Below are 22,253 nucleotides of genomic sequence, written 5' to 3' on the forward strand. Positions count from 1 at the left end.
CTGCAGAACGCCGGCCGCGGCCGCGGCCACGGGATCGACGGTGGCGGCCGCCGGCGCCGGGGGCTCCTGCCTCGCCTCCTGCGCCGGCGGCGGCGCGGCCGGCCGGGCGGGGCCGGTCGCCACCGTGTAGTCCGGCACGATCCGCGCCTGCACGCCGGTGATCACCAGCACCCGCTGGCCCACCACCAGCGGCACCTGGTCCCGCTGGGTGACCGAGAGCAGCTCCTCCCGATCGGTCCGCACCACATATTCCCGGGCCGGGGTGTCGACCGCCGCACTTTCCGCCGCGCGGCCGATCAGCCCACCGACCAGCGCGCCGCCGACACCGCCGAGCGCGGCGCCGATGCCGCCACCCGGCGTCTGGGCGCCGATCACGCCGCCGGCAGCGGCACCGGCGGCGGCGCCCGTCGTACCCTCGGCGGTGATCTGCACCGCCCGGACGCCCACCACCACGCCCTGCTCGACCTTGTTGGCCTGCTGCACCGCGCGGGTGGCGTAGGTGTCGGGCGAATAGCGGTCCCCGCAGGCGAGGAGGAGCAGGGGCAGGAGAAGGATGGGGCGGCGCAAGGCGGCATCCGGCGCTGTGGCGGGCCAGGGATAGCCAAGCGGCAGCGGTGAGTCACGGCCGGCCATCCGGCCGCCGCCTGCCGTCGCACGGCCCCGTCGTCGCGGCACGATCGCGGGACCCTCATGCTGAGCCCCGGCAGGCCCAGCCTGGCGGATGCCTACACCGAGGGCGTGTCAGCCCCGGGCCTCGGATGGTCCCGGCAGGCCCCACGCGGCGGCCATCGCCCCGCCGGCACGCCATGGCTCCGGCCGGACCCGGGCGAGGTCGCTCTCGTCGCCAATGCCCTGCCCGCTCCGTTCGTCGCGCTTGGCAGCGACCGGAGCGGGCAGGGCACTGCGAGGACCAGGCGAGCGGACCGCAGCCGACACGCTCCGTCGCGGCGGGCCGCCATGGCGGCTTGCATTCGATGCCGAAGGCCGCACCGTCCCGACGCCACCGATCGCCGGGCAGGTCCAGGATGCGCGGCGTCCACGCCGCGCCATGGCCCGTCCTAGCCGGCAGCGACGGAGGCGGACGGCCGGTCGTCGCGCAGGTCGGCGACCAGGTCCGCCAGGGTCGAGCTGCCGAGCTCGGCGATCATCGCCTGCTCCGCCCGGTCGTAGCGTCGCCGCAGCAGATCGGGCACCTGCCGGCCGACGGGGCATTCCGCATTTGTTTTCCGATGCACGCCGATCAGCTTTTCCTTCTCGGGGTGGATCGCCCGCCAGATGTCCCGCAGGGTAATCTGCGTTGCCGGACGGGCGAGGGATGCGCCACCGGGACCACGCTGGACGGAGATTAGCCCCGCCCGAGACAACTGGCCCGCGATACGGCGCACCACCACAGGGTTGGTGCCGATGCTCCAGGCCAGCCGCGCACTGGTGGAATCGCCCGCGGAATCGCTGGCGATCAGGAGCAGGATATGGGTAGCGACGGAGAATCGAGTTGCAATCATGTCCAGGAATGTACGGCAAGCGACATTCGCAGACCCGGCGCCTGAGCGCCAGGGGCGCGGCGTCGAGCTGAGATGCAGATATGATTAAATCCCCCAGTTGTGTCGCATTGGTCGCACCCGCTGAACGAACTCTCGCCGTTTGCCGCGCCGCGATGCGCTTCTGCGCCCTGCGCGGCTGGGTGCCGCTGCTGGAATTGCCGCTGCCGAATGGCCGGCGGACCGATATCATGGCCCTGCTGCCGGATGGTGGCTTCGCCGCTATCGAGGTGAAGTCCTGCGCCCGCGACTTCCTGTCCGACAGCAAGTGGTCAGATTACAAAGAATTCAGCGACATGTTATTTTTCGCGGTCGACTTGGATTTCCCGCAGGACTTGCTGCCGGCGGAATGCGGGCTGCTGGTGGCGGAGGGGCGGGAGGCGGTGATGCTGCGGGACGCATCCCGCCACCCCTTGGCGCCGGCCCGCCGCAAGGCCCTGCTGCAGCGCTATGCGAAGGTGGCGGCCGGGCGGCTCGCCGCGCTGTCGGACCCGGAGGCGCATGCCGAAATGCGCGCGGCGTTGCGGGTGGAATAGGCGGCGTCTCGCCGGATGAGGCGGGGCGCCATGGCGGGAACGCTTTCTTCATCGGCCGCACGGCATCCTGTGCGACATGGCATCGGAATTGCCCGGCTGGCTCGCCCGGTTCGAAACCGGGCGATACCGGCCTGTGACCTTCCTCGACCGTGGGTTGGCCCTGCCATTCACCACACCCGCCCTGCTTGGCGCCCGCATCCGACCGAGCGAGCGCAAGCTGCCGGAGCTTGTTCTCGCCAATCCGGCGGGGGTGGAAGGCGTCTACATTCTCCCCTGGGGCGCCATGCCCGACATCTGCACGCCGACGCTGCACGACCGCGCGCTCTGGAGCCGGGTTTCCCAGCTGCCCGTGCTGGCGCCGCGGTCGGTGCGGCACGCGACCCGGGCGGTGGCGCTGGAAGGCCTGGCCGGCCGTGCCGCCGCCCGCGCCGCCGAGCAGGCGGAGCAGGCGACGCGCGACGCCTGCACCCACACGCATTACCACCTGCTGGTCGAGCTGGTCCGGCAGTCGGAACCGGCGGGCGGCCCCGCCCAGGCCGCCCGCCACCCGAAGGAGGTCGAGGCGCTGGCGCGCGCCGTGCTGCTGCGGCGCAGCGCCAATGGTGCCCTGAGCCCCGCCGCCGCCTTCCAGGCCCTGGCCGACCTGGCCGAGGTGCTGGAGCCCTGCGGCCTCCCGGGCGACCCCACCCGGGCGCGGCTGCCGCGCCTGTCGGCCGAGATCGCGGCGGTGATCCACGACCTGTCCCGCTGGTCCGAGCTGGCGAGCCCGACCGAGCGCGGCTGCATCCGCCTGCTGGCGGAGGGCGCGGCCCTGACCCAGCGCTGCTTCGGCCTGGCCCTGCAGGAGGTACACGGCCTGATGGAGGATCTTTGGCAGCTGGCGGAGCGCTGGCGGTTGATGCCGGAGGCGATCGGCGAGATCGCCGCCCGGCCGGACTGGCTGCTCGATGGCTGGGAGATGATCTGCGGCCTCTGGCGCGCCGCCGGCGACGGGGAGCGCAGCGCCGTCCTGGGCGACATGGCGCAGCTGGTGCCGGTGATGCCGGTGGAGGTGGCCGACTGGGCCGGGTTCGACGCGCCGACGATCATGGAGACGCACCGGATCGGCCTGCGGCACTGGCGCCGGTCGGTGCATGCCAACCAGGACTGGATGACGGGCCGGATCCTCGACAGCACCGCACGGTATGAGGCGATGCGGGCCCGCTGCGCATGACCATGGCGCTGCAGCAGATCCGCAGCCTGCGGCAGGCGGTGACGGCAGCGGATGATGCGGCGGTGACCCGCCTTGTGGCGATGCTGGACGCGCTGCCGGAGCGGGGGGAGGCCGACCGGGTGCTGGACCCGGTGCGGCCGCGGCTGCGCACGCTGCGGCCGCCGCGGCCGCTGAGCCTTGCCCGGCTGCTCTTCCTGCCGCTCGACGGCGTCATCCGGGCGCCGGCGGATTGGGGCCGCGCCGCGGTCGCCCTGCCGCGCAGCGCGCTGCTGGCGCTGGCCGCGGCGGTGGAAGCGACGGCGGCGGGCCGCGCGCTGGCGGCCGCCTGCCGCGGCCACACCCTGGGCGAGGCGGGGCTGGTCGCCGAGCTGGGCGAGGAAGCCTGGCGGCTGGCGGCGCGGACCCTGCCCGACACGCCGCCGGAGGGCTGGGGCCGCACCGGGCTGCAGCCGGCGGATTACGGGTTGATCCTGGCGCTCTGCCGCCCGGTCTGGCGCGCCGGGCCGGACATCTGGGCGGCGCTGGAGCAGGCGGAGGCCGGGCCCCCCGACCCGCTGGCCGCGGCGGCGCTGCGGGCGGCGGCCGCGCAAGGCATCCCGCCGCTGCAGGCGGCGCTGGCCACCCTGGCGCAGCGCGCCGCCGCGCCGGGCCGGGTGGCCCGCATCGCCGCCGGGCTGAATCCCGCGGCGCGGGCCGAGGCGGTGGCGGCGCTGGAGCCGCTGCTGGACCAGCCGCCGCCGCCTTTCGCCGCGGTGGATGCGGCCGAGGCGGCCGACCTCGCCCGCCGCACCGCCGGCTGGCTGGAGGACCTGGAGGCCTGCGGCCTGTTCTCCGGCCCGTCGCGCCGCCGCCTGCAGGCCTGGCGCCATGCGGCGGACAAGGCCTGCCGCGCCGCCTTCGCCACCGCGCTGGACCGCGAGGTGGTGGCGCCGGCGGCCCGCCTGGCGGCCGCGGCGGCGGTCGCGGATGCCGAGGTGGAGGCGATGGAGGCGGGGGCATGGCGGCTGCGCAGCCTCGATGCCGCCGGCCGCAAGCTGGGCGGTGCCGCCGCCTATGACCGGGCGCTGCGGGAGATGGCGGCGACGCTCGCCAGCCTGGGCGGCAGCGCGGAAGGCCCGCGCGGGCTGCACCGCATGGACCTGGTCCGCACGCTGGAGATTCTGGCCGGGCCCAAGGCCGCGGCCGCGCTGCTGCCGGACCGCTGAGCCGATCGCGGCGCGGCAGGCCACCGCCGGCGAAGACCGCTTCGGCACCACCGCCATGGCACCTCCGGTCGCCGTGGCGACCTCTGGCAGCGTGTCCGCGCGTGGCGTCCCGCCACCCGCCCTGCGGCCCGGACGCTGATCCCGAAGGGCCCCGGCGATGACCCGCGGGGGGGCTGCGCGTCGGCCAGGACACCCGACGCGGTCGATGCCGGTGGCCTGGAGAGGCGGGCGCCGGCACCGTGGAAGGGCCCGCCGGATCGCGCCGCCGGGGCATCCGGGTCAGGCGATCTGCAGCTCCTGCAGGGCCTGCTCCAGCTCCTGGAAGCTCGGCATATGGCCGGTGGGGACCATCTTGCGGCCGGTCTCCACCGCGACCTGCGGCGCGTTGCCGTGCAGATGCGCGACCAGCACGGCGCGGATCACCTCGAAATACGCGCCCTCCTCCTCGACGATGCCCTTCAGCCGGCCGGCGAAGGGCGCCATCAGCCCATAGGCCAGCAGCACGCCGAGGAAGGTGCCGACCAGCGCGCCGCCGATCATCTTGCCGAGCACCGCCGGCGGCTGGTCGATGGAGGCCATGGTCTTGATGACGCCGAGCACGGCGGCGACGATGCCCAGCGCCGGCAGCGCATCCGCCACGGTCTGCATGGCGTGCGACGGGTGCATCTCCTCGTGGTGGAGCTTCTTCAGCTCCCGCGCCATCACATCCTCGATCTGGTGCGGGTCGTCGGCGTTCATGCCGACCATGCGGAGGTAGTCGCAGATCAGGTCCACCGCGTGGTGGTCCTTCTGGATCTTCGGAAATTTGGAGAAGGCGGCGCTTTCCTCCGGCTTCTCGATATGCGGCTCGAGCGCCATGGCGCCCTTGCTCTGTGCCAGCCGCACGAAGAAGTACAGCAGGCTGAGCATGTCCACGTAGTCCTGCTTCTTGTAGCGCGCACCCTTGAAGATCTTCCCGAAGCCGCCGAGCACATGCTTCACGTCGGCCATGCTGTTGGCCATCAGGAAGGTGCCGACGGCGGCACCGCCGATCATCAGCATCTCGAAGGGCAGGGCCTTCAGGATGATGTCCATCTTGCCGCCGGCGATGATGTAGCCGCCGAAGACGCACACCATCATGACGATCAGGCCGAGGATCGTGGTCATGCCGCTGTCCTTCCGTCCTCAGCTGCCGGGCTGGCTGCGCAGCAGGGTGATGGCGACGCGCCGGTTGGCGGCGGCGCCCGGCTGGTCCGCCAGCAGCGGCTGGCGGTCGGCATGGCCGGCCACGGATTGCAGCCGCGCCTCGCCGATCCCGGCCTCCAGCAGCAGCCGGCGGACGGCATTCGCCCGTTCCGCCGACAGCTCCCAGTTCGACCGGTCGGAGCCGCGGAAGGGCGTCGCATCGGTGTGGCCGGCGATGGACAGCCCGTTCGGCAGCCGCGCGGCGATGGCGGCGACCTTGGCCAGCAGCGCCCGCGCCCGTTCGTTCGGCGCGGCGCCGCCCAGCGCGAACATGGGGGAGCGCTCGGCATCCAGGATCTGGATGCGCATGCCTTCGGGCACCTGTTCGATCACCAGCTGGCGGCCAAGCTCGGCCAGCGCCGGGTCGTCCTGCACCTGCCGCCGCAGATCCTCCGCCGCGCGTTCGAAGGCCTGGGTCTCGCGCCGGTTCAGCTCCGCCCGCAGGGTCTGGTCGCCGAGCTGCTCGGCCGACAGGGCGGCGGTGCTGTTGGGCTGGGCCGTGCCGTCCACCGCGACGGCGCCGGAGACCTGCGGCGTCTCCTCTCCCAGCGGCTGCGGCGGCTTCTGCGCCGCCTTCTCCGGCAGGATGTCGGACTCGCCCTCCTCCTCGATGTCGAGCCGGACGGGGGCGCGGCCGAGCTCCACCCGGATGGCGCCGTTGTCCGAGACCATGTCGCCGTCGGAATTGGGCGTCTTGCCGCCGAAGGGCTCGCCGGAGCCGGAGGAGCTGCGGCCGAGCGCGCTGGAGGGCGCGAAATAATCGGCCAGGCCGCGGCGCTGGTCGTCCGAGGTGGCGTTCAGCAGCCACATCAGCAGGAAGAAGGCCATCATCGCCGTGACGAAATCGGCATAGGCGACCTTCCAGGCGCCGCCATGGTGGCCGTGCCCGCCTTCTTCGATCTTCTTCAGGACAATCGTCGCGCCGTCGCGCTTGCCCTTGCCTGCCATGTCCCCCGTGCGGCCCGCTGCTGAGCGGCCGCACCCTGCCGCGGCCGGGCTTAAGGCCGGTCTAATGCCGCCGGGCGGGCCGGGCGGCCTGCCGGCCGCCGCCCGGCTGGGCAGTTTGCCCGGGTGGTGGGCAGGCCCGCGGCCGCGGGCCCGTCGCAGGCGCCCCTGCGGGTGGCACGCGCCTTGCGACTCGCGGCGGCGGGCCCCCGTCGGCCCACAGAACAATCCCGACCGGGAGACGCCTTTCGATGACCCTCCGGCGCCTGCTGCTCGCCGCCGCCCTGACCCTGCCGCTCGCCGCGCCTGCCGCGGTGCAGGCGCAGGGCACCATCCGCATCGGCATGACCGCTGCCGACATCCCGCTCACCCACGGCCAGCCGGACCAGGGCTTCGAGGGGAACCGCTTCACCGGCTTCCCGCTATTCGACCCGCTGATCGCCTGGGACCTGTCGCGCGCCGACCGGCCGACCCCGCTGACCGCCGGCCTGGCGCTGGACTGGAAGGTGGACGAGGCCGACAAGACCCGCTGGGTGCTGACCCTGCGGCGCGGGGTGAAATTCCACGACGGCAGCGACTTCACCGCCGATGCCGTGGTCTGGAACGTCCGCAAGGTGCTGGACCGCGACGCCCCGCATTACGACCCGCGCCAGGTGGGCCTGACCGCGACGCGCATGCCGGCGCTGCGCCGGGCGGAGAAGGTGGACGACTACACGGTCGCGCTGATCACCGCCGAGCCCGACAGCTTCCTGCCCTACAACCTGACCAACCTGTTCATGGCCAGCCCGGCGCATTGGCAGAAGCTGCGGGAGGCCGCGCCGAATGCCGAGGCGGCCTGGAACGCCTTCGCCGCCAGCCCGTCCGGCACCGGGCCCTTCCGGATGACCCGCTTCGTCCCGCGCGAGCGGGCGGAATATGCCCGCTTCGACGGCTATTGGGGGGAGAAGGCGAAGGCCGAGCGCATCATCCTGCTGCCGATCCCGGAGGCGAATGCCCGCACCGCCGCCCTGCTGTCCGGCCAGGTGGACTGGATCGAGGCGCCGGCGCCCGACGCGGTGCCGCAGCTGCGTGCCCGCGGCATGGCCATCACCCAGAACCTCCAGCCGCATTTCTGGCCCTGGCAGCCCTGCTTCGCCGGCGACAGCCCGCTGAAGGACGTGCGCGTGCGGCGCGCCCTGAACCTGGCGGTGGACCGGGACGGGATGAAGCAGCTGCTGGGCGGCTTCATGGTGCCGGCGGTCGGCACCGTGCAGCCCGGGCACCCCTGGTGGGGCAACCCGAGCTTCCAGATCCGCACCGACAAGGCGGAGGCGCGGCGCCTGCTGGCCGAGGCCGGCTACACGGCGCAGCGGCCGCTGACGCTGAAGGTGCAGATCAGCGCCAGCGGGTCCGGCCAGATGCAGCCCCTGCAGATGAACGAGTTCATCCAGCAGGAGCTGAAGGGCGTCGGCGTCAATGTCGAGTTCGACGTGGTGGACTGGAACACGCTGTTCACCAACTGGCGGCGCGGCTGCACCGATGCCTCGGCCCGCGGGGCGCATGCGACGAACGTCTCGATCTCCGCCATGGATCCGTTCTTCGCCATGGCGCGGTTCTACGACAGCCGGATGGCGCCGCCGACCTCGAACAACTGGGGCTTCTTCAACGACCCCAAATTCGACGAGATGATCCGCGTCGCCCGCAACAGCTTCGACCCCGCCGCGCGGGACGCGGCGCTGGCGCGGCTGCACGCGGCGGCGGTGGACGAGGCGCTGTTCATCTGGTTCGCGCATGACGTGGCGCCGCGGGCGATGAGCCCGCGCATCAAGGGCTATGTGCAGCCGCAGAGCTGGTTCGTCGACCTGCGGCTGCCCTTCGTCCAGTGACCCGGACCGGATCGCCGCTGGACGAAGGCGTCCGGCGGCGCGACGCCGATCCGCAGACACATCGCCGGGCGGCGGGGGACCCCGCCGCCGGTCAGCCCGGGGAGCCCGCATGGCCTTCTACCTGATCCGCCGCATCCTCTACGCGATCCCGATCGCGCTGGCCGTCGGCTTCGTCTGCTTCATGCTGGTGCAGATCGCGCCGGGCGATCCCATCAACGCCATCGTGCCGCCGGATGCGCCGGCCGACGTGGTGGCGCAGGTGAAGAAGGATTACGGCCTGGACAAGCCGCTGCCGATCCAGTTCGGCCTGTGGCTGTCGAAGGTGGTCGTCGGCGACCTGGGCCGGTCGCTGGCAACCGGGCGGCCGGTCTGGGCCGACTTGGCCACCGCCATCGGCAACACGCTGACGCTGGCCTTCGCCGCCTCCGTCATCGGCTTCACGCTGGGCTGCATCCTGGGCGGGCTGGCCGGGACCTTCCGCGGCTCGGCCATCGACCGCTCGGCGGTCAGCTTCGCGGTCGCCGGCGTGTCGGTGCCGCATTACTGGCTGGGCATGGTGATGGTCGTCATCTTCTCCGTGCAGCTGAACTGGCTGCCGGCGATGGGGGCGGGGCCCGGCGGATCGGCCGACTGGGCCTGGGACTGGGAACACATGAAGCACTTGGTCCTGCCGGCGGTGACCCTTTCGGTCATCCCCATGGGCATCGTGACGCGGACCGTGCGCGGCATCGTCGCCGAGATCATGAACCAGGAATTCGTCACCGCGCTGCGCGGCAAGGGGCTGACCCGCATGGGCGTGTTCTTGCACGTGGTGAAGAACGCCGCCCCGAACAGCCTGGCGGTGATGGGCCTGCAGCTCGGCTACCTCATGGGCGGGTCGATCCTGGTGGAGACCGTGTTCTCCTGGCCGGGCACCGGGCTGCTGCTGAACAGCGCCATCTTCCAACGCGACCTGCCGGTGCTGCAGGGCACGATCCTGGTGCTGGCGATGTTCTTCGTGACGCTGAACCTGATCGTGGACCTGATCCAGACCGCTCTCGACCCCCGCATCAAGCGCGCCTGAGGAGGGCACGAAGGTGAGCACAGCCACCACGCCGACGGCCGCCGAGGCCGAGCTTGCCGTCCAGGCCCGCCAGGCCGCCCAGAAGTCGGAAGGCTACTGGGCCGGCGTTTGGAAGCGCCTGCGGCGGGACCCGGTGACCATCGCCTGCGCCAGCATCCTGCTGCTGATGCTGCTGGCGATCGTCTTCGCCCCGCTGATCGCGCCGCACGACCCCTACCAGGGCAGCATGATCCGCCGGCTGCGGCCGGTGGGAACGGACAACTACCCGCTCGGCACGGACGAGCTGGGCCGCGACATCCTCACCCGCCTGCTCTATGGCGGGCGGCTGTCCTGGTTCATGGGCATCACGCCGGTGGTGCTGGCCTTCGTCATCGGCAGCACGCTGGGCATCATCGCCGGCTTCGTCGGCGGCAAGGTCAACATGGCCATCATGCGCACGACGGACGTGTTCTACGCCTTCCCGTCGGTGCTGCTGGCCGTCGCCATCTCCGGCGCGCTGGGGGCGGGCATCGAGAACGCGATCCTGGCGCTGACCATGGTGTTCATCCCGCAGATCATCCGGGTGGCGGAAAGCGTGACGCAGGGCGTCCGGAACCTCGATTTCGTGGATGCGGCGCGCGCCTCCGGCGCATCCGGCTTCACCATCGTGCGGGTGCATGTGCTGGGCAATGTGCTGGGGCCGATCTTCGTCTATGCGACCTCGCTGATCTCGGTCTGCATGATCATCGCCTCGGGGCTCAGCTTCCTCGGCCTCGGCACCAAGCCGCCGGAGCCGGAATGGGGCCTGATGCTCAACACCCTGCGCACCGCGATCTACGTCCAGCCCTGGGTGGCGGTGCTGCCGGGCGTGTGCATCTTCATCACCTCCATCTGCTTCAACCTGCTGGCCGACGGCCTGCGCCAGGCGATGGACGTGAAGGGCTGACCCCGGCTCTCGTGTCGGCGGGACGCGACGATGGCGGCGGGGGGCCGATGCCTTCGGCCGCCATCGCCAGCCCGCGGTGCCGGCCCGTGCCGGGAACGCGCGGGCACTTCTGGATGGCCGCGCATCCACCGTTCCGCTGCCCGTGAGGCAGCGGGCGCGGCGCGTGCGGCAGGTTGAAAAGCCGGCGATGTTTTTGGTGCGCAACGCCGGCCCCAATGAAACCCATGGGCGATCCTGACGTTGCGGCGGCGACCCTGAGCCGGAGCAACTGCTATGCTTGCCACACGTCGTGACCTGTCTCGCCTCGTCCTGGCCGGCGCCGCCCTCGCCGCGCCTCTCGCCGCACCCGGCATCGCCCGCGCGGCGACGCGGCGCGAGATCGATGCCGATGTCCAGGCGGCGCTGACCCGCCTACAGGAACTGCCCAATACGGCCCCGCTGCTGCGGCAGGCCCGGGCCAAGCTGATCTTCCCGCGCATCGTCAGCGGCGGCTTCATCGTCGGCGGCCAGTACGGGGAAGGGGCGGCGATGCAGGGCGACCGCACGGTCGGCTACTACTCCATCGCCGGCCTCTCGCTCGGCCTTCTCGCCGGCGCGCAGGCCTCCGGCCTCGCCATGTTCTTCATGACCGAGGATGCGGTGAATGTCCTGACCCGCAACGACGGCTGGGAGATCGGCACCGGGCCCAGCGTCGTGGCGCTTGACAAGGGCCTGCAGGCCAATGCCACCAGCACCACCCTGACGGAGCCGGTCTATGCCATCACCTTCGGCCAGCAGGGGCTGATGGCGGCGCTGGCGCTGAACGGCACCAAGATCACCCGCATCAACCCGGGCGCCTGACGGCCCGCGCGGCCGGGATCCCATCCCGCGCGGGGCGCAGCCCGTCCGGACTGCGTCCCCGCGCGGCATCGCCTGACCGGCCTGGCGCGGCGGCGTGCCGCCAGGATGCGTCGGGCAGGGACCGGCCCGGGCCGGCGGCTGGCCTGCGATCCCGCCCGCCCGCTGTCGCTGCCGGTCCATGGAGCGGGTCGCCATCCCCGGTGCCTGGCGCCCTGCGGCGATCCAGCCCGGCAGGCGCCGCCGGCCGGCAAGCGGGGGCCGGGGCCGCCGCGGCTTTCTCCTCCTCGCGCGGCGCGCCCTACCGCGCCGGCTGGCGGGCGAGTGCCATGCACAGCCCCACGAGCCCGAGATGCGAGAAGGCCTGCGGGAAATTGCCCACCTGCCGGCGGGCGATATGGTCGTATTCCTCGGCCAGCAGGCCGACATCATTGGCGATGCCCAGCAGGCGCTGCAGCACCGCCTCCGCCTCCGCCCGGCGGCCCTGCAGCGCATAGACCTCCCCCAGCCAGGCGGTGCAGGCCAGGAAGGTGCCTTCCCGTGTCGGGGCCAGCCCCTCCACCGCCGCATCGGGCCGGTAGCGCAGCACCAGCCCATCCTCCAGCAGGTCTTCCTCAATGGCGCGCACCGTGCCCTGGAAGCGCGGATCATCGGCCGGCAGGAAGCCGACCAGGGCCATGCGCAACAGGCTCGCATCCATCGCCGTCGCGCCGTAGCTCTGCACGAAGCAGCCGCGCCGCGCATCGAAGCCCCGGGCGCAGATCTCGGCATGCACCGCGTCGCGCTGCGCCCGCCAGGCCTCCACCGGGCCGTCGAGGGTGCCATGCTCCGCCGCCTTCACCGCGCGGTCGAAGGCGACCCAGACCATGACCTTGGAATGCACGAATTGCCGGCGCGGGCCGCGCACCTCCCAAATGCCCTCGTCCGGTTCCCGCCAGACCTCGGCCAGGTGCTGCAGCATCCCGCGGGTGACGGCGGCAGCCTGCTTGTCCGGCTTCAGGCCGCTATGCTCCGCGGCGTGGAAGGCGTCGATCACCTCCCCGTACACGTCCAGCTGCCGCTGCGTGCCGGCATCGTTGCCGATTCGCACGGGCTTCGCGCCCTCGTAGCCCGGCAACCAGGACAGCTCCATCTCCGGCACCCGCCTTTCGCCGGACAGCCCATAGAGCGGCTGCACCTGGGATGCGGTGCCGGCCACCGCCCGCACCAGCCAGCGGCGCCAGGATTCCGCTTCCGCCAGATGGCCGGCGCCGACCAGGGCGTTCAGCGTCAGCGCCGCATCGCGCAGCCAGCACAGCCGGTAGTCCCAGTTGCGCTCGCCGCCCAGTGTCTCGGGCAGGGAGGTGGTGGGCGCGGCGCAGATGCCCCCGGTCGGCGCATAGGTCAGCGCTTTCAGGGTCAGCAGGGACCGGCGCAGCATCTCCGGCGCCAGGGTCTCCTCGGCGACCCGGGCGCCGGCCAGCCAGTCGCGCCAGTGATGCTCGGTCGCGGCGATCGCCTCCTGCGCATCCACCGGCGCGCCCGGCTTCAGGTGGGACGGCGTCCAGACCAGGTGGAAGGGCACCGTCTCGCCCGCCCCGACCGTGAACTCGCCGAGGGTGCGGCAATCCTCCCCATGGATCGGCGCCGGGGTGCGCAGCGCCACCTGGTCCGGGCCGCAGACCGCCAGCAGGGTGCCGTCGGAGGTGCGGTGCACCCAGGGCACCAGCGACCCGTAGTCGAAGCGCAGCACCAGCTCCATGGCCATGGGCACGCGGCCGCGGCGGCCTTCGACCACCCGCACCAGGTCGGCGGCGCCGTTGCGCAGCGGCATGCAGTCGACCAGCGCGACCGTGCCCTCCGCCGTGTCGAATTCCGTCTCCAGCACCAGGGTGCCGGGGCGGTAGCGCCGGCGTACCGCACGCACCGGGCTGGCCGGTGCGATCCGCCAGCGGCCATGCGCTTCCGTTCCCAGCAGCGCGGCGAAGCAGGCGGCGCTGTCGAAGCGCGGCAGGCAGAGCCAGTCGATCGACCCGTCATTGCCCACCAGCGCGGCGGTATGGCCGTCGCCGATCAGCGCGTAATCCTCGATGCGCAGCGGCATCGGCTCCTCCCCCACCCGTCTCCTGGGAAGGTGAGGCGCGAGGCCCGCGGCTCAATCCGCCGGCGCGGTCACGAGGCGGGGGGCGGTCCCCCGCCCGGGCGCTCAGCCGCCGCCCGGCAGCGCCCGCCGCCGCGGCGGCTCGAACCGGTAGGGCGCGTCGCTCGCCACCATCGGGTCCAGCGCCAGCCGGTGCTCCAGCGGCGGGAAGGCGCGGCTGCGGCAGTCCATCCGGTCGCAGAGCCGGCAGGACAGGCCGATGCCGACCATCGCCTTCTCGAGGTCGAGGCCGTCGCCATAGACCACCTCCGTGGCGCGGGAGATGTCACAGCCCATGGCCACCACATAGACCGGCGGCGGCTCGCCCCAGCGCTGCGCGACGCCATGCACCGTCCGCGCGAAGCAGAGGAAGGTGCCGCCATCCGGCAGCTGCGCGAGCTGTACGCGCAGCGTGCCCGGCGTGGCGAAGGCCTGGTGGACGATCCATTTCGGGCAGGATCCGCCGAAGCGGGCGAAGGGGAAGCCGGCGGCCGCCAGGCGCTTGCCGACATTCCCGGCGGGATCGACGCGGAGGAAGAAGAAGGGCACGCCGCGCTGCGCCGCGCCGCCCGGGCGCTGCATGGTGGTCAGCCTGTGGCAGGCCTGCTCGAAGGACACGCCGAAGCGCGCCGCCAGCGCCTCCACGTCATGGCGCAGCTCGCGCGACGCCGCCAGGAAGGGGCCGTAGGGCATCAGCAGCGCCGCCGCAGCGTAGTTCAGCAGCCCGATGCGGATCAGCTGCCCCGCCTCGGTCGAGCTCGGCTCGAAGCCGCTCATCGCCGCCTGCACCGCATCGCCCGCTTCCAGCAGCATGAGCTGGAAGGCGAGGTGGAAGCCGCGGCTCTCGCGCGGCAGCGTCTCGCTCAGGTCGAGCCGACGGCCGACCGGGTCGTAGCGCCGCAGCGCGCCGGGCAGGGCGGTGACCGTCACCACCAGGCCATGCGTCTGCCGCAGCCGCTGCGCGACGGCATGGTTCATCTCGGACGGCGCGGTGACGCCCATCTCGGCGGCGATCGCCTCCGCGGCGGCTTCCAGCTCGGCGAAGTGGTTGCTGCGGTCGTGGAAGAAGTCGCGCGCCTCCTCGGTCGGCAGCAGGATCTTGCGCCCTGTCGGCAGGGCGATGCCGCCGGAATCCTCCCGCGCCACGCGCCAGGCGCGGTACAGCGCCAGCATGGCGCGGGCGGCGTTCGGCGTGCTGCCGGCCAGCGTGCCGATCTCCTCCTCCGGCACCTGCTCGAGCCCGAGCAGCGGATCCGACAGCACCTCCCGCAGCCCGGTCTCGATCGCCTTCTCCCGCATGCCGGACAGCGCCGCGATGTCCACCTGCAGCGCCTCGGTCAGCTTGATCAGCAGCGTCGCCGTCACCGCGCGCTGGTCATGCTCGATCAGGTTCAGGTAGCTGGCGGAGATGCCGAGCCGGGCGGCCAGCGCCTGCTGCGCCAGCCCCTTTTCCTGCCGCAGCCGGCGAACGGTCCGGCCGATCAGTGCACGCGCCATTCTCGAAGCCTTTACGATTTGCGGACTTTACGGTTTTGACAAATGCACTGTGAAAACCGCAACCTATTTGCCGCTTTTCACCCGTTTAGGCGCTGAACTTCGGCCCCGCAATGTGAATTATTGACCTGCACGCCGGGACCGACCGGCAGCAGGAGATCGAATATGCGTCAGACCACCACCCCCAATTTCGCGCCGGACGGCAGCTTCGGGGGTGACCGCCCGGAGCCCGGCCGCTTCGACGGCATCCGCCGCGACTACAGCCCCGCCGACGTCGCCCGGCTGGCCGGCAGCTTCCGCATCCAGCACACCCTGGCCGATATGGGCGCGCGGCGCCTGTGGCACCTGCTGAAGACCGAGCCCTATGTGAACACCCTCGGTGCGCTGACCGGCATGCAGGCGCTGCAGCAGGTCAAGGCCGGGCTGAAGGCGATCTACCTGAGCGGCTGGCAGGTGGCGGCCGACGCCAACACCGCCTCCACCATGTACCCCGACCAGTCGCTGTACCCGGTGGACAGCGTGCCGACGGTGATCCGCCGGATCAACAACGCGCTGCGCCGGGCCGACCAGATCGCCGTGCAGGAAGGCAAGGGCGACACCACCCACTACATGGCGCCGATCGTGGCGGATGCCGAGGCCGGGTTCGGCGGCGCGCTGAACGCCTACGAACTCATGCGCGCCATGATCGACGCCGGCGCGGCGGGCGTGCATTTCGAGGACCAGCTGGCATCCGAGAAGAAGTGCGGCCACTTGGGCGGCAAGGTGCTGGTGCCGATCCAGCAGCATATCCGCACGCTGAACGCCGCCCGCCTGGCCGCGGATGTGGAGGGCGTGCCGACGGTCCTGCTCTGCCGCACCGATGCCGAGAGCGCGCAGCTGCTGACCGCCGATATCGACGAGCGCGACCGCCCCTTCATCGGCAATGAGCGCACGCCGGAAGGCTTCTTCCGCATCCGCCCCGGCATGGGCAAGCAATACGCCATCGCCCGCAGCCTGGCCTATGCCCCCTATGCCGACCTGCTGTGGTGGGAGACGTCGGACCCCGACCTGCAGGATGCGCGCGACTTCGCGGAAGCCATCCAGCGCGAATTCCCCGGCAAGATGCTGGCCTACAACTGCAGCCCGTCCTTCAACTGGCAGCGCAAGATGGGCGTCGAGGCCGCGACGCAGTTCCAGCGCGAGCTGGGCGCCATGGGCTACAAATTCCAGTTCGTCACCCTCGCCGGCTTCCACAGCCTGAACCTGTCCATGTTCAAGCTGGCCCGCGGCTACAGGGACCGCGGCATGGGCGCCTACAGCGAGCTGCAGCAGGCGGAGTTCGCGGCCGAGGCCGAGGGCTTCACCGCGGTGCGGCACCAGCGGGAAGTGGGCGTGGGCTATTTCGACGCGGTCGCCACGGCGGCCGGCGGCGGCCAGTCCAGCACCACCGCGCTGGCGACGAGCACGGAGGCGGCGCAGTTCCACGACAAGGAACACGCGCCCGCCCACTGACCAGCTCCGGCCCGATCCGCTCGCCGCCGCAAGCGGGCGCAGATCGGCGGAAGACCAGGGCCCGCGCCGGACAGGGGCGCGGTGCCCATCCACCACACGGCTTCACGAAAGGGAAAACCCATGTCCAACGACGACTTCGACGACGGCCTGGTCCACTCCCACGGCTGGGCCACCGAACCGCCGGCGATGCCGGCCGGCCCGATGCTGAAGGGCGCCGAGATCGCCGCCGCCATGGCGCAGCACCCGGAGGAGCAGGATTGCTACGACGACGGCCTGGTGCATTCGCATGGCTGGGCCTGCGGCGAGCGGAGCCGGCTCGCGCATCAGCGCTGACCGGCGGCAGGCGTCGCTCATGACCTCGCGGCAGTTGCTGGTGCCGCCGCGGCGGCACCGGCACGGCTTCCGGCCCGGCGCCGGCAGCCAGGTCTATGCGCTGCTGGCTGGGCTGCGGCCCGGCCGCGGCGTGCCGGGTGGCGCCCCGCCGGCGCCGCCCGAAGCTCCGCCTTCGCCCCGGCCGCGGGATGTGCGGTCGGCGCAGGATGACTGGGCCCGGTTCCAGGCCGGCATGGCCGCGGGCGGCTGACCTCATCGGGCCGGGCGGCGTCGCCCGGCCCCTATCCCACCATGCCTGCCGCCAGGTTCACCGCCGTCGCCAGGATGACGACGTTGAACAGGAAGGCGACCAGGGCGTGCACCAGCGCGAGCCGGCGCAGCAGCCGGCCGGGGATGGCGACGTCGGAGGTCTGGAAGGTCATGCCGATGGTGAAGGCGAGGTAGAGGAAATCACCGAAATCCGGCCTCTCCCCGCCCGGGAAGTCCAGCCCGCCATCCGCCTGCCAGTATTCATGCGCGTAGCGCACCGCGAACATCAGGTGGACGAAGCCCCAGGACAAGGCGATGGCGAGCAGCGCCAGGCCCAGCTCCCCCGGCGCCATGCGGTCGGACCGGGCGGACAGGAACCAGCCTACCGCCGCCAGCGCCGCGATGGCGGCCGCCAGGCTGGCGGCCAGCACCGCCGCCTCGCCCTCGTCCAGCAACTGCGCGCGGCGCCGGATCTGCACCGGGGTGGCGCGCCACATGATGTTCAGCGTCGGCACCGAATAGGTCAGCACGGCCAGGCACCAGGCGACCAGCACCGCGGTTTCCACCGGGCAGGCGAGCAGCCACAGGGCGCCGAAGACCAAGCCGCCGAGGCCGGCCGATGCCAGCAGGACCGGGCGGTGGCCGACGCCCATGCGCATCAGGCGGCCAGCGCCTGCGCGAAGACCGCCGGGTCGACATTGCCGCCGCTGATCACCACGCCGACCGTCTGCCCCTTCGTCGGCAGCTTGCCGGCCAGCAGAGCCGCCAGCGCCACGGCGCCGCCCGGCTCGGCCACCACCTTCAGGTGGTCGAAGGCGAAGCGCATGGCGCGCAGCACTTCCGCCCGGGTCACCACCAGGCCGCCGGTCAACCGCGGATGGTTGATTGCGAAGGTCATGGCGCCCGGTTCCTTCGACAGCAGCGCATCGCAGAAATTCTCGCCCTGGCCGTCGGCCGCGACGCGATGCCCGGCTTCCAGGCTGCGGCGGGTGTCGTCCCAGCCTTCCGGCTCCACCGCCCAGATGGCGGCCTGCGGCGCCAGCGCCTCGGCGGCCAGGGCGCAGCCGGCGATCAGCCCGCCGCCGCCGGTGCAGACCAGCAGGTGGTCCAGCGCCAGGCCGGCCGCCTTCGCATCCTCGATCAGTTCCAGCGCCACCGTGCCCTGGCCGGCGATGACATGCGGATGGTCGAAGGGCGGGATCAGCGTGGCGCCGCGTTGCCGCGCCAGGTCGGATGCCAGGGCATGGCGGTCCACGCCATGCCGGTCGAAGGGATGGATCTCGGCACCCCAGCGCCGGGTGCTGTCCACCTTGATGGCCGGCGCATCGGCCGGCATGGCGATCAGCGCCGGCATGCCCAGCATGGCGGCGGCGCAGGCCAGCGCTTGGCCATGATTGCCGGAGGAATGCGCGACGACCCCGGCGCGGCGGGCCGCCGGGTCAAGCAGCAGCGCCGCGTTGGTCGCGCCGCGCAGCTTGAAGCTGCCGGTCTTCTGCAGCGGCTCCGGCTTCACCAGCACGGTGCCGCCGGTGATCTCGTCCAGCAGGCGGTGCCTCAGCATGGGCGTGCGCACCAGCCGGCCGCGCAGCCGCGCGGCCGCGGCCTCGACATCGGCGAAGGCCACGGTGTCGGTCATGGATCAGCCCTCAAGACGGTATGCGCCGCCGCTGCGACGCGAGGTTGGCAGGCGGACCTGCGGACCCGCCCTGGCCCCGGCCGCGCCGCCGCCCCGTTCCCCCAGCCGGCACGGGCCGCGCCCATGGCTTGGCCCAAGGGCCTGCGCCCGGGGACCACCACCAGGATGGCCAGGAAACGATGGGGAAGGCGTTGGCGCGAGGCGACCATGCGGCGATCGTCCATCGCCGTGCCGCGCCGGGCAAGGCGCCGATGCGGCGCGGCAGGGGCGCAATGGCCGCGTGCCTCGCCCTTGCCCCGGGGTCGCATGCGCGACCTTCTGTGACCGACCGGGCCGCTTAGGCCCGGTTTGCAACTGCCTGCAGGGCCAGGCGCGCATGGCGGCGGCCCCATGCCGCCTGCGCCCGGCTTCCTATCCGCGGAGGGCGGCGGACCTGGCCGCGCCGCCCCCTAGTGTCCGGCACGGCCCTGCCGCCGAAGGCCGCCCCCCTGCTCACCCGGTTCCGCCGCGCCGCCGGGTCGTCCGGACGGCGCCGCAGCCGCTCAGCGCCCGTCGCGCGGCCCCGCCCGCGGGTCCATGACCGGGTCCATGACATAGCTGCGGGTGCGCAGGCGGCCATGCGCGGCATCGCGCGTGCCCATGCGCCGCTGGTCCGTCGCCGCTGGGCTCGCGTCGTCCGGCGCGAGCCTGGTCGTGCCGGGCGTCGGGACGCCGGCACTGGCAGCCGAGGTGCTGCCGCCGCCGGGCCGGGCGGCGCGGCCTTCCTGGGTATCCCGGCCGGGATGGCTGATGCCGCTGGCCAGGCCCTGCGTCGCGGCCGTGCCGGTGCCGTGACCGGCCGGGCTGGTCGGCCCGTCCCGCGCCGGCAGGGGCTGCTGCCCCGCCGCGGCGCTGCCGGCGGCCGGGCCCTTGCCGCTGCCGGGACCGTCGAAGCCTTCATGCGAGGCGCGCCGCGCATCGCTCTCCGACCCGCGCAGGGCGGCGGTGCTGGCGCCCGAACTGGCCGCCGCCAGCGCCGCCGGGCCGGCCGGCCGCACCGCCGGCGTGCTGGCGACGCCGGCATTCACCGGCTTCGTGATGTCCTCGTCCGTCGCGCGCGCGCCGACATAGCGGGTGCCGGCATAGGTCGAGCCGATGTCGTCGTTGCTGCCGCCCGGATTGCGCGCGGCCGCCGCGGCGATGCCGCCACCGCCGCCGGTCCAGCCGGCATTGCCGGCATCCGGGTTCACCGCCGGCAGCGAGTCGGGCGTGGCGCTGCTGCCGGCCGAGCGGCTGCCGATGACGCCGAGGCCGGCATCGCCCCGTCCGGTCGGGGCCGCCATGCCGCCGGCGCCGGGGCCATGCCCGGGTGCGCCGTGCCCGATGGCGCCGAGCCGGGCCTGGTCGCGGTCCGCCGGCCTGGCGGCGGCGTGGCCGCTGCCGCGCTGGTGGTCGCGCTGTGCCTGGCCCTGGTCCACGAAGCCGCCGCCGCCGGCCCAGCCGCCCTGGCGCCATTCCGCTTCCCGCGAATCGAGGTCCACCGCCCCGTTGCTCTCGAAGGCGTCGGCGATGGCATCCAGCCTGTCCTGCGGCGCGCGGACGGAGACGAGGATGCCGCCGCGGCGCATGCCCTCGGCATAGCTGAGGCTGTCCTCCTCCGGCAGGCCGAGATCCTGCAGCGCGGCGATGAAGCCATGATGATCCTCGCTGCGCGGCTCGAAGGTGCCGGCGGTGGCGTTCTCCGTGCCCGCGGCGTGAACCTGGATCAGGTTGCGGTCGATGCCGTGGTGCTGGACCATGTATTCGACCGCGCGCTCGGCATCCGGCCGGCTGTCGAAAAGTCCCGTGATGGTGCGCATGGGCTGGACATCCTCCTGTCTTGGTTCTGCTGCCGGGGCGGCAGGGGGCGGCCGGCGATCTCGTCCAATCCGCTGCCGGCGCCACGCCCGGGCTTCGGCGGACGCGTGGTGGCCGGCGATGCGGCGCTCGGCTGCGGGCCCGGTTCGGCCCGCATGCATCCTTCCCCTCGCGTGACGCATGCCCAACGGCCGCGATGCCGCGGATGTTCCGCCCGGGTCCGCATCGTCCCGGCCGCACCCCGTTGTCAGCCATTCTGCCCCGCGCCATGGTGGGGCAGGGCCGGAACGGGCCCGGAAGGACGTCCGGCGGACAACCGCTGCGAGGGGAGGCTTTGGATGGCAGAAAATGGCGTGACCCGGCGCGGGGTGATGCGGTCCGGCGCGGGCGTGGTCGCGGCGGGAACGCTGGCCGCGCCCATGGTGCATGCGCAGGGCACCGGCGGCACGATCCGCGTCGCCTTCTGGGATCACTGGGTGCCTGGCGGCAACGACGCGCTGAAGCAGCTCAGTGCCAAGTGGGGCGAGCAGAACCGGGTCAACGTCCAGCTCGACTTCATCAACACCACCGGCAACCAGCTGCAGCTGACCGCCGCGGCGCAGGCGCAGTCCCGCCAGGGGCACGATGCCATCTCGCTCACGCCCTGGGATGTCGGCGCCTATGCCGACCAGCTGGAGCCGGTGGACGACGTCATCCAGCGGCTGGTCGCCAAATACGGCCCGATCAACCCGATCGCCGAGTATCTCGGCAAGCATGGCGGCAAGTGGCGCGGCGTTCCCGCCACCTCCGGCACCCAGGCCAAGCCGGCCTGCGTCCGCTTAGACCTGCTGGAGCAGCATGCCGGCATCGATGTGCGCGCCATGTGGCCGGCGGAGAACAAGCGCGGCCCCAATGCCGACCAGTGGACCTGGGACACCTTCCTGAAGGCGGCCGAGGCCTGCCACAAGGCCGGCGTGCCCTTCGGCCTGCCGATGGGCCAGTTCTCCGACGCGGTGGACTGGATCGGTGCGCTGTTCCTCTCCTACGGCGCGCAGATCACCGACGACAAGGGCAACCCGACCATCCGCGGCAATGCCAATCTGCGGCAGGCGGTGGACTATGCCGTGCGGCTGTCCAAGTTCCTGCCGGGCGATGTCTGGGCCTGGGACGATGCCAGCAACAACCGCGCGCTGATCTCCGGCCGCTCGGCGCTGGTGTTCAACCCGCCTTCCGCCTGGGCGGTGGCGAAGCGGGACGCGCCGCAGGTCGCCGAGAAATGCTGGACCGTGCCGATGCCGGCCGGGCCGGCCGGCCGCTTCCTCGCCTACCTGCCCTACACCACCGGCATCTGGGCCTTCGGCCGCAACAAGAATGCCGCCAAGCAGCTTCTGGAATTCCTTGGCCAGCGCGACAGCGCGGAGCTGACCACCAACACCAGCGGCGGCTACGACATCCCGCCCTTCGCCAGCATGGCGGATTTCAAGATCTGGGAGACGCAGAACCCGCCCACCGGGACGATCTTCAACTACCCGCTGAAGGACCACCACCAGGCGAAATACGCGGTGGCCTACAGCCCGGCCCCGCCGGAACTGGCGTCGCAGATGTACATCCAGGCGCTGAACACCAAGGTGATCGCGCGCGTGGCCCAGGGCGGCGAGAGCCTCGACTCCGCGCTCGGCTGGCTGGAGCGCGAGATCAACAACATGCGCCGCGGCTGACGCGGCGACCCGGCCGGGCGGCCTGCCGCCCGGCCCCATCTTCACGT

The 22,253-nt window shown here is 72.6% G+C and carries 20 protein-coding genes; 11 read left to right on the forward strand and 9 right to left on the reverse strand.

Going from position 1 to position 22,253, the window contains the following annotated elements:
• Together E2C05_RS10905 and E2C05_RS10910 are read right to left on the reverse strand one after the other, a co-directional pair.
• On the reverse strand, positions 1-567 hold a 567-nt coding region (locus tag E2C05_RS10905), incomplete at its 3' end, for a glycine zipper domain-containing protein (RefSeq protein WP_133219655.1).
• Positions 568-1,058: 491 nt separating this feature from the next.
• Positions 1,059-1,502, reverse strand: a complete 444-nt coding sequence (locus E2C05_RS10910; RefSeq protein ID WP_133219656.1) for an Rrf2 family transcriptional regulator — start codon at positions 1,500-1,502, stop codon at positions 1,059-1,061.
• An 80-nt stretch (positions 1,503-1,582) separates the two neighbouring features.
• Here E2C05_RS10910 and E2C05_RS10915 point away from each other — a divergent pair, with 80 nt between their 5' ends.
• The 3 genes from E2C05_RS10915 to E2C05_RS10925 all read left to right on the forward strand — a co-directional run bounded on the left by E2C05_RS10915 (position 1,583) and on the right by E2C05_RS10925 (position 4,492).
• Entirely contained in the window at positions 1,583-2,074 is a 492-nt protein-coding gene (locus tag E2C05_RS10915; RefSeq protein WP_133219657.1) for an MmcB family DNA repair protein, read from the forward strand.
• A gap of 76 nt (positions 2,075-2,150) precedes the next feature.
• The gene (locus E2C05_RS10920) at positions 2,151-3,287 is read left to right on the forward strand and encodes a hypothetical protein (RefSeq protein WP_133219658.1); all 1,137 of its coding nucleotides are present in this window, start codon (positions 2,151-2,153) and stop codon (positions 3,285-3,287) included.
• Positions 3,284-4,492: a hypothetical protein gene (locus E2C05_RS10925; RefSeq protein ID WP_133219659.1), complete on the forward strand. Its 1,209-nt coding sequence runs from the start codon at positions 3,284-3,286 to the stop codon at positions 4,490-4,492. The genes E2C05_RS10920 and E2C05_RS10925 overlap by 4 nt, the downstream gene beginning before the upstream one ends.
• A gap of 279 nt (positions 4,493-4,771) precedes the next feature.
• On the opposite strand, the gene motA is transcribed toward E2C05_RS10925, so the two are convergent.
• Entirely contained in the window at positions 4,772-5,638 is an 867-nt protein-coding gene (motA, locus tag E2C05_RS10930; RefSeq protein WP_133219660.1) for a flagellar motor stator protein MotA, read from the reverse strand.
• A gap of 18 nt (positions 5,639-5,656) precedes the next feature.
• A complete protein-coding gene (locus tag E2C05_RS10935) occupies positions 5,657-6,664 on the reverse strand; it encodes a flagellar motor protein MotB (protein WP_133219661.1) in 1,008 nt (335 codons plus the stop codon).
• Positions 6,665-6,912: 248 nt separating this feature from the next.
• Here E2C05_RS10935 and E2C05_RS10940 point away from each other — a divergent pair, with 248 nt between their 5' ends.
• The 4 genes from E2C05_RS10940 to E2C05_RS10955 all read left to right on the forward strand — a co-directional run bounded on the left by E2C05_RS10940 (position 6,913) and on the right by E2C05_RS10955 (position 11,354).
• Complete coding sequence (locus tag E2C05_RS10940) at positions 6,913-8,526, forward strand: ABC transporter substrate-binding protein (RefSeq protein WP_133219662.1); 1,614 nt, start codon at positions 6,913-6,915, stop codon at positions 8,524-8,526.
• A gap of 109 nt (positions 8,527-8,635) precedes the next feature.
• Positions 8,636-9,589, forward strand: a complete 954-nt coding sequence (locus E2C05_RS10945) for an ABC transporter permease (protein ID WP_133219663.1) — start codon at positions 8,636-8,638, stop codon at positions 9,587-9,589.
• A gap of 13 nt (positions 9,590-9,602) precedes the next feature.
• Positions 9,603-10,514 (forward strand): ABC transporter permease, encoded by a 912-nt coding sequence (locus E2C05_RS10950; RefSeq protein ID WP_133219664.1) that lies wholly within the window; start codon positions 9,603-9,605, stop codon positions 10,512-10,514.
• 273 nt (positions 10,515-10,787) lie between these two features.
• Positions 10,788-11,354 carry a lipid-binding SYLF domain-containing protein gene (locus tag E2C05_RS10955; protein ID WP_133219665.1) on the forward strand — a complete coding sequence of 189 codons (567 nt, stop codon included), beginning with the start codon at positions 10,788-10,790 and terminating at the stop codon, positions 11,352-11,354.
• 298 nt (positions 11,355-11,652) lie between these two features.
• Here E2C05_RS10955 and E2C05_RS10960 read toward each other — a convergent pair whose 3' ends face one another.
• Both E2C05_RS10960 and E2C05_RS10965 read right to left on the reverse strand, forming a co-directional pair.
• A complete protein-coding gene (locus E2C05_RS10960; protein ID WP_133219666.1) occupies positions 11,653-13,434 on the reverse strand; it encodes a glycoside hydrolase family 15 protein in 1,782 nt (593 codons plus the stop codon).
• Between the two features lie 102 nt (positions 13,435-13,536).
• A complete protein-coding gene (locus E2C05_RS10965; RefSeq protein ID WP_133219667.1) occupies positions 13,537-14,967 on the reverse strand; it encodes a helix-turn-helix domain-containing protein in 1,431 nt (476 codons plus the stop codon).
• Between the two features lie 162 nt (positions 14,968-15,129).
• Between E2C05_RS10965 and aceA the strand changes: the two genes are divergently transcribed.
• The 3 genes from aceA to E2C05_RS10980 all read left to right on the forward strand — a co-directional run bounded on the left by aceA (position 15,130) and on the right by E2C05_RS10980 (position 17,038).
• Complete coding sequence (gene aceA, locus E2C05_RS10970; protein ID WP_133219668.1) at positions 15,130-16,455, forward strand: isocitrate lyase; 1,326 nt, start codon at positions 15,130-15,132, stop codon at positions 16,453-16,455.
• 120 nt (positions 16,456-16,575) lie between these two features.
• A complete protein-coding gene (locus tag E2C05_RS10975) occupies positions 16,576-16,788 on the forward strand; it encodes a hypothetical protein (protein WP_133219669.1) in 213 nt (70 codons plus the stop codon).
• Positions 16,789-16,807: 19 nt separating this feature from the next.
• Positions 16,808-17,038: a hypothetical protein gene (locus E2C05_RS10980; RefSeq protein ID WP_133219670.1), complete on the forward strand. Its 231-nt coding sequence runs from the start codon at positions 16,808-16,810 to the stop codon at positions 17,036-17,038.
• 31 nt (positions 17,039-17,069) lie between these two features.
• Here the strand turns inward: E2C05_RS10980 and E2C05_RS10985 are convergent, their stop codons facing one another.
• From E2C05_RS10985 to E2C05_RS10995, 3 genes are all read right to left on the reverse strand, one after another.
• Entirely contained in the window at positions 17,070-17,696 is a 627-nt protein-coding gene (locus E2C05_RS10985; protein WP_133219671.1) for a DUF1345 domain-containing protein, read from the reverse strand.
• Positions 17,696-18,673 carry a threonine ammonia-lyase gene (locus E2C05_RS10990; RefSeq protein ID WP_133219672.1) on the reverse strand — a complete coding sequence of 326 codons (978 nt, stop codon included), beginning with the start codon at positions 18,671-18,673 and terminating at the stop codon, positions 17,696-17,698. The genes E2C05_RS10985 and E2C05_RS10990 overlap by 1 nt, the downstream gene beginning before the upstream one ends.
• Positions 18,674-19,215: 542 nt before the next feature.
• On the reverse strand, positions 19,216-20,511 hold the full coding sequence (locus tag E2C05_RS10995) for a hypothetical protein (protein WP_133219673.1): 1,296 nt from the start codon (positions 20,509-20,511) through the stop codon (positions 19,216-19,218).
• A 336-nt stretch (positions 20,512-20,847) separates the two neighbouring features.
• Between E2C05_RS10995 and E2C05_RS11000 the strand changes: the two genes are divergently transcribed.
• Entirely contained in the window at positions 20,848-22,206 is a 1,359-nt protein-coding gene (locus tag E2C05_RS11000; RefSeq protein ID WP_133219674.1) for an ABC transporter substrate-binding protein, read from the forward strand.
• Positions 22,207-22,253 lie beyond the last annotated feature (47 nt).

The organism is Paracraurococcus ruber, assembly GCF_004353985.1.
Taxonomy (GTDB): Bacteria; Pseudomonadota; Alphaproteobacteria; order Acetobacterales; family Acetobacteraceae; genus Paracraurococcus; species Paracraurococcus ruber.

Excerpts from the sequence above, each read along its gene's own strand:
- E2C05_RS10920 (WP_133219658.1), top strand. The coding sequence starts at position 2,151 with ATGGCATCGGAATTGCCCGGCTGGCTCGCCCGGTTCGAAACCGGGCGA.
- E2C05_RS10915 (WP_133219657.1), top strand. The coding sequence starts at position 1,583 with ATGATTAAATCCCCCAGTTGTGTCGCATTGGTCGCACCCGCTGAACGA.
- motA (WP_133219660.1), bottom strand. The coding sequence starts at position 5,638 with ATGACCACGATCCTCGGCCTGATCGTCATGATGGTGTGCGTCTTCGGC.
- E2C05_RS10935 (WP_133219661.1), bottom strand. The coding sequence starts at position 6,664 with ATGGCAGGCAAGGGCAAGCGCGACGGCGCGACGATTGTCCTGAAGAAG.
- E2C05_RS10990 (WP_133219672.1), bottom strand. The coding sequence starts at position 18,673 with ATGACCGACACCGTGGCCTTCGCCGATGTCGAGGCCGCGGCCGCGCGG.
- E2C05_RS10965 (WP_133219667.1), bottom strand. The coding sequence starts at position 14,967 with ATGGCGCGTGCACTGATCGGCCGGACCGTTCGCCGGCTGCGGCAGGAA.
- E2C05_RS10945 (WP_133219663.1), top strand. The coding sequence starts at position 8,636 with ATGGCCTTCTACCTGATCCGCCGCATCCTCTACGCGATCCCGATCGCG.
- E2C05_RS10955 (WP_133219665.1), top strand. The coding sequence starts at position 10,788 with ATGCTTGCCACACGTCGTGACCTGTCTCGCCTCGTCCTGGCCGGCGCC.
- E2C05_RS10980 (WP_133219670.1), top strand. The coding sequence starts at position 16,808 with ATGACCTCGCGGCAGTTGCTGGTGCCGCCGCGGCGGCACCGGCACGGC.
- aceA (WP_133219668.1), top strand. The coding sequence starts at position 15,130 with ATGCGTCAGACCACCACCCCCAATTTCGCGCCGGACGGCAGCTTCGGG.
- E2C05_RS10925 (WP_133219659.1), top strand. The coding sequence starts at position 3,284 with ATGACCATGGCGCTGCAGCAGATCCGCAGCCTGCGGCAGGCGGTGACG.
- E2C05_RS10975 (WP_133219669.1), top strand. The coding sequence starts at position 16,576 with ATGTCCAACGACGACTTCGACGACGGCCTGGTCCACTCCCACGGCTGG.
- E2C05_RS10960 (WP_133219666.1), bottom strand. The coding sequence starts at position 13,434 with ATGCCGCTGCGCATCGAGGATTACGCGCTGATCGGCGACGGCCATACC.
- E2C05_RS10910 (WP_133219656.1), bottom strand. The coding sequence starts at position 1,502 with ATGATTGCAACTCGATTCTCCGTCGCTACCCATATCCTGCTCCTGATC.
- E2C05_RS11000 (WP_133219674.1), top strand. The coding sequence starts at position 20,848 with ATGGCAGAAAATGGCGTGACCCGGCGCGGGGTGATGCGGTCCGGCGCG.
- E2C05_RS10995 (WP_133219673.1), bottom strand. The coding sequence starts at position 20,511 with ATGCGCACCATCACGGGACTTTTCGACAGCCGGCCGGATGCCGAGCGC.
- E2C05_RS10940 (WP_133219662.1), top strand. The coding sequence starts at position 6,913 with ATGACCCTCCGGCGCCTGCTGCTCGCCGCCGCCCTGACCCTGCCGCTC.
- E2C05_RS10985 (WP_133219671.1), bottom strand. The coding sequence starts at position 17,696 with ATGCGCATGGGCGTCGGCCACCGCCCGGTCCTGCTGGCATCGGCCGGC.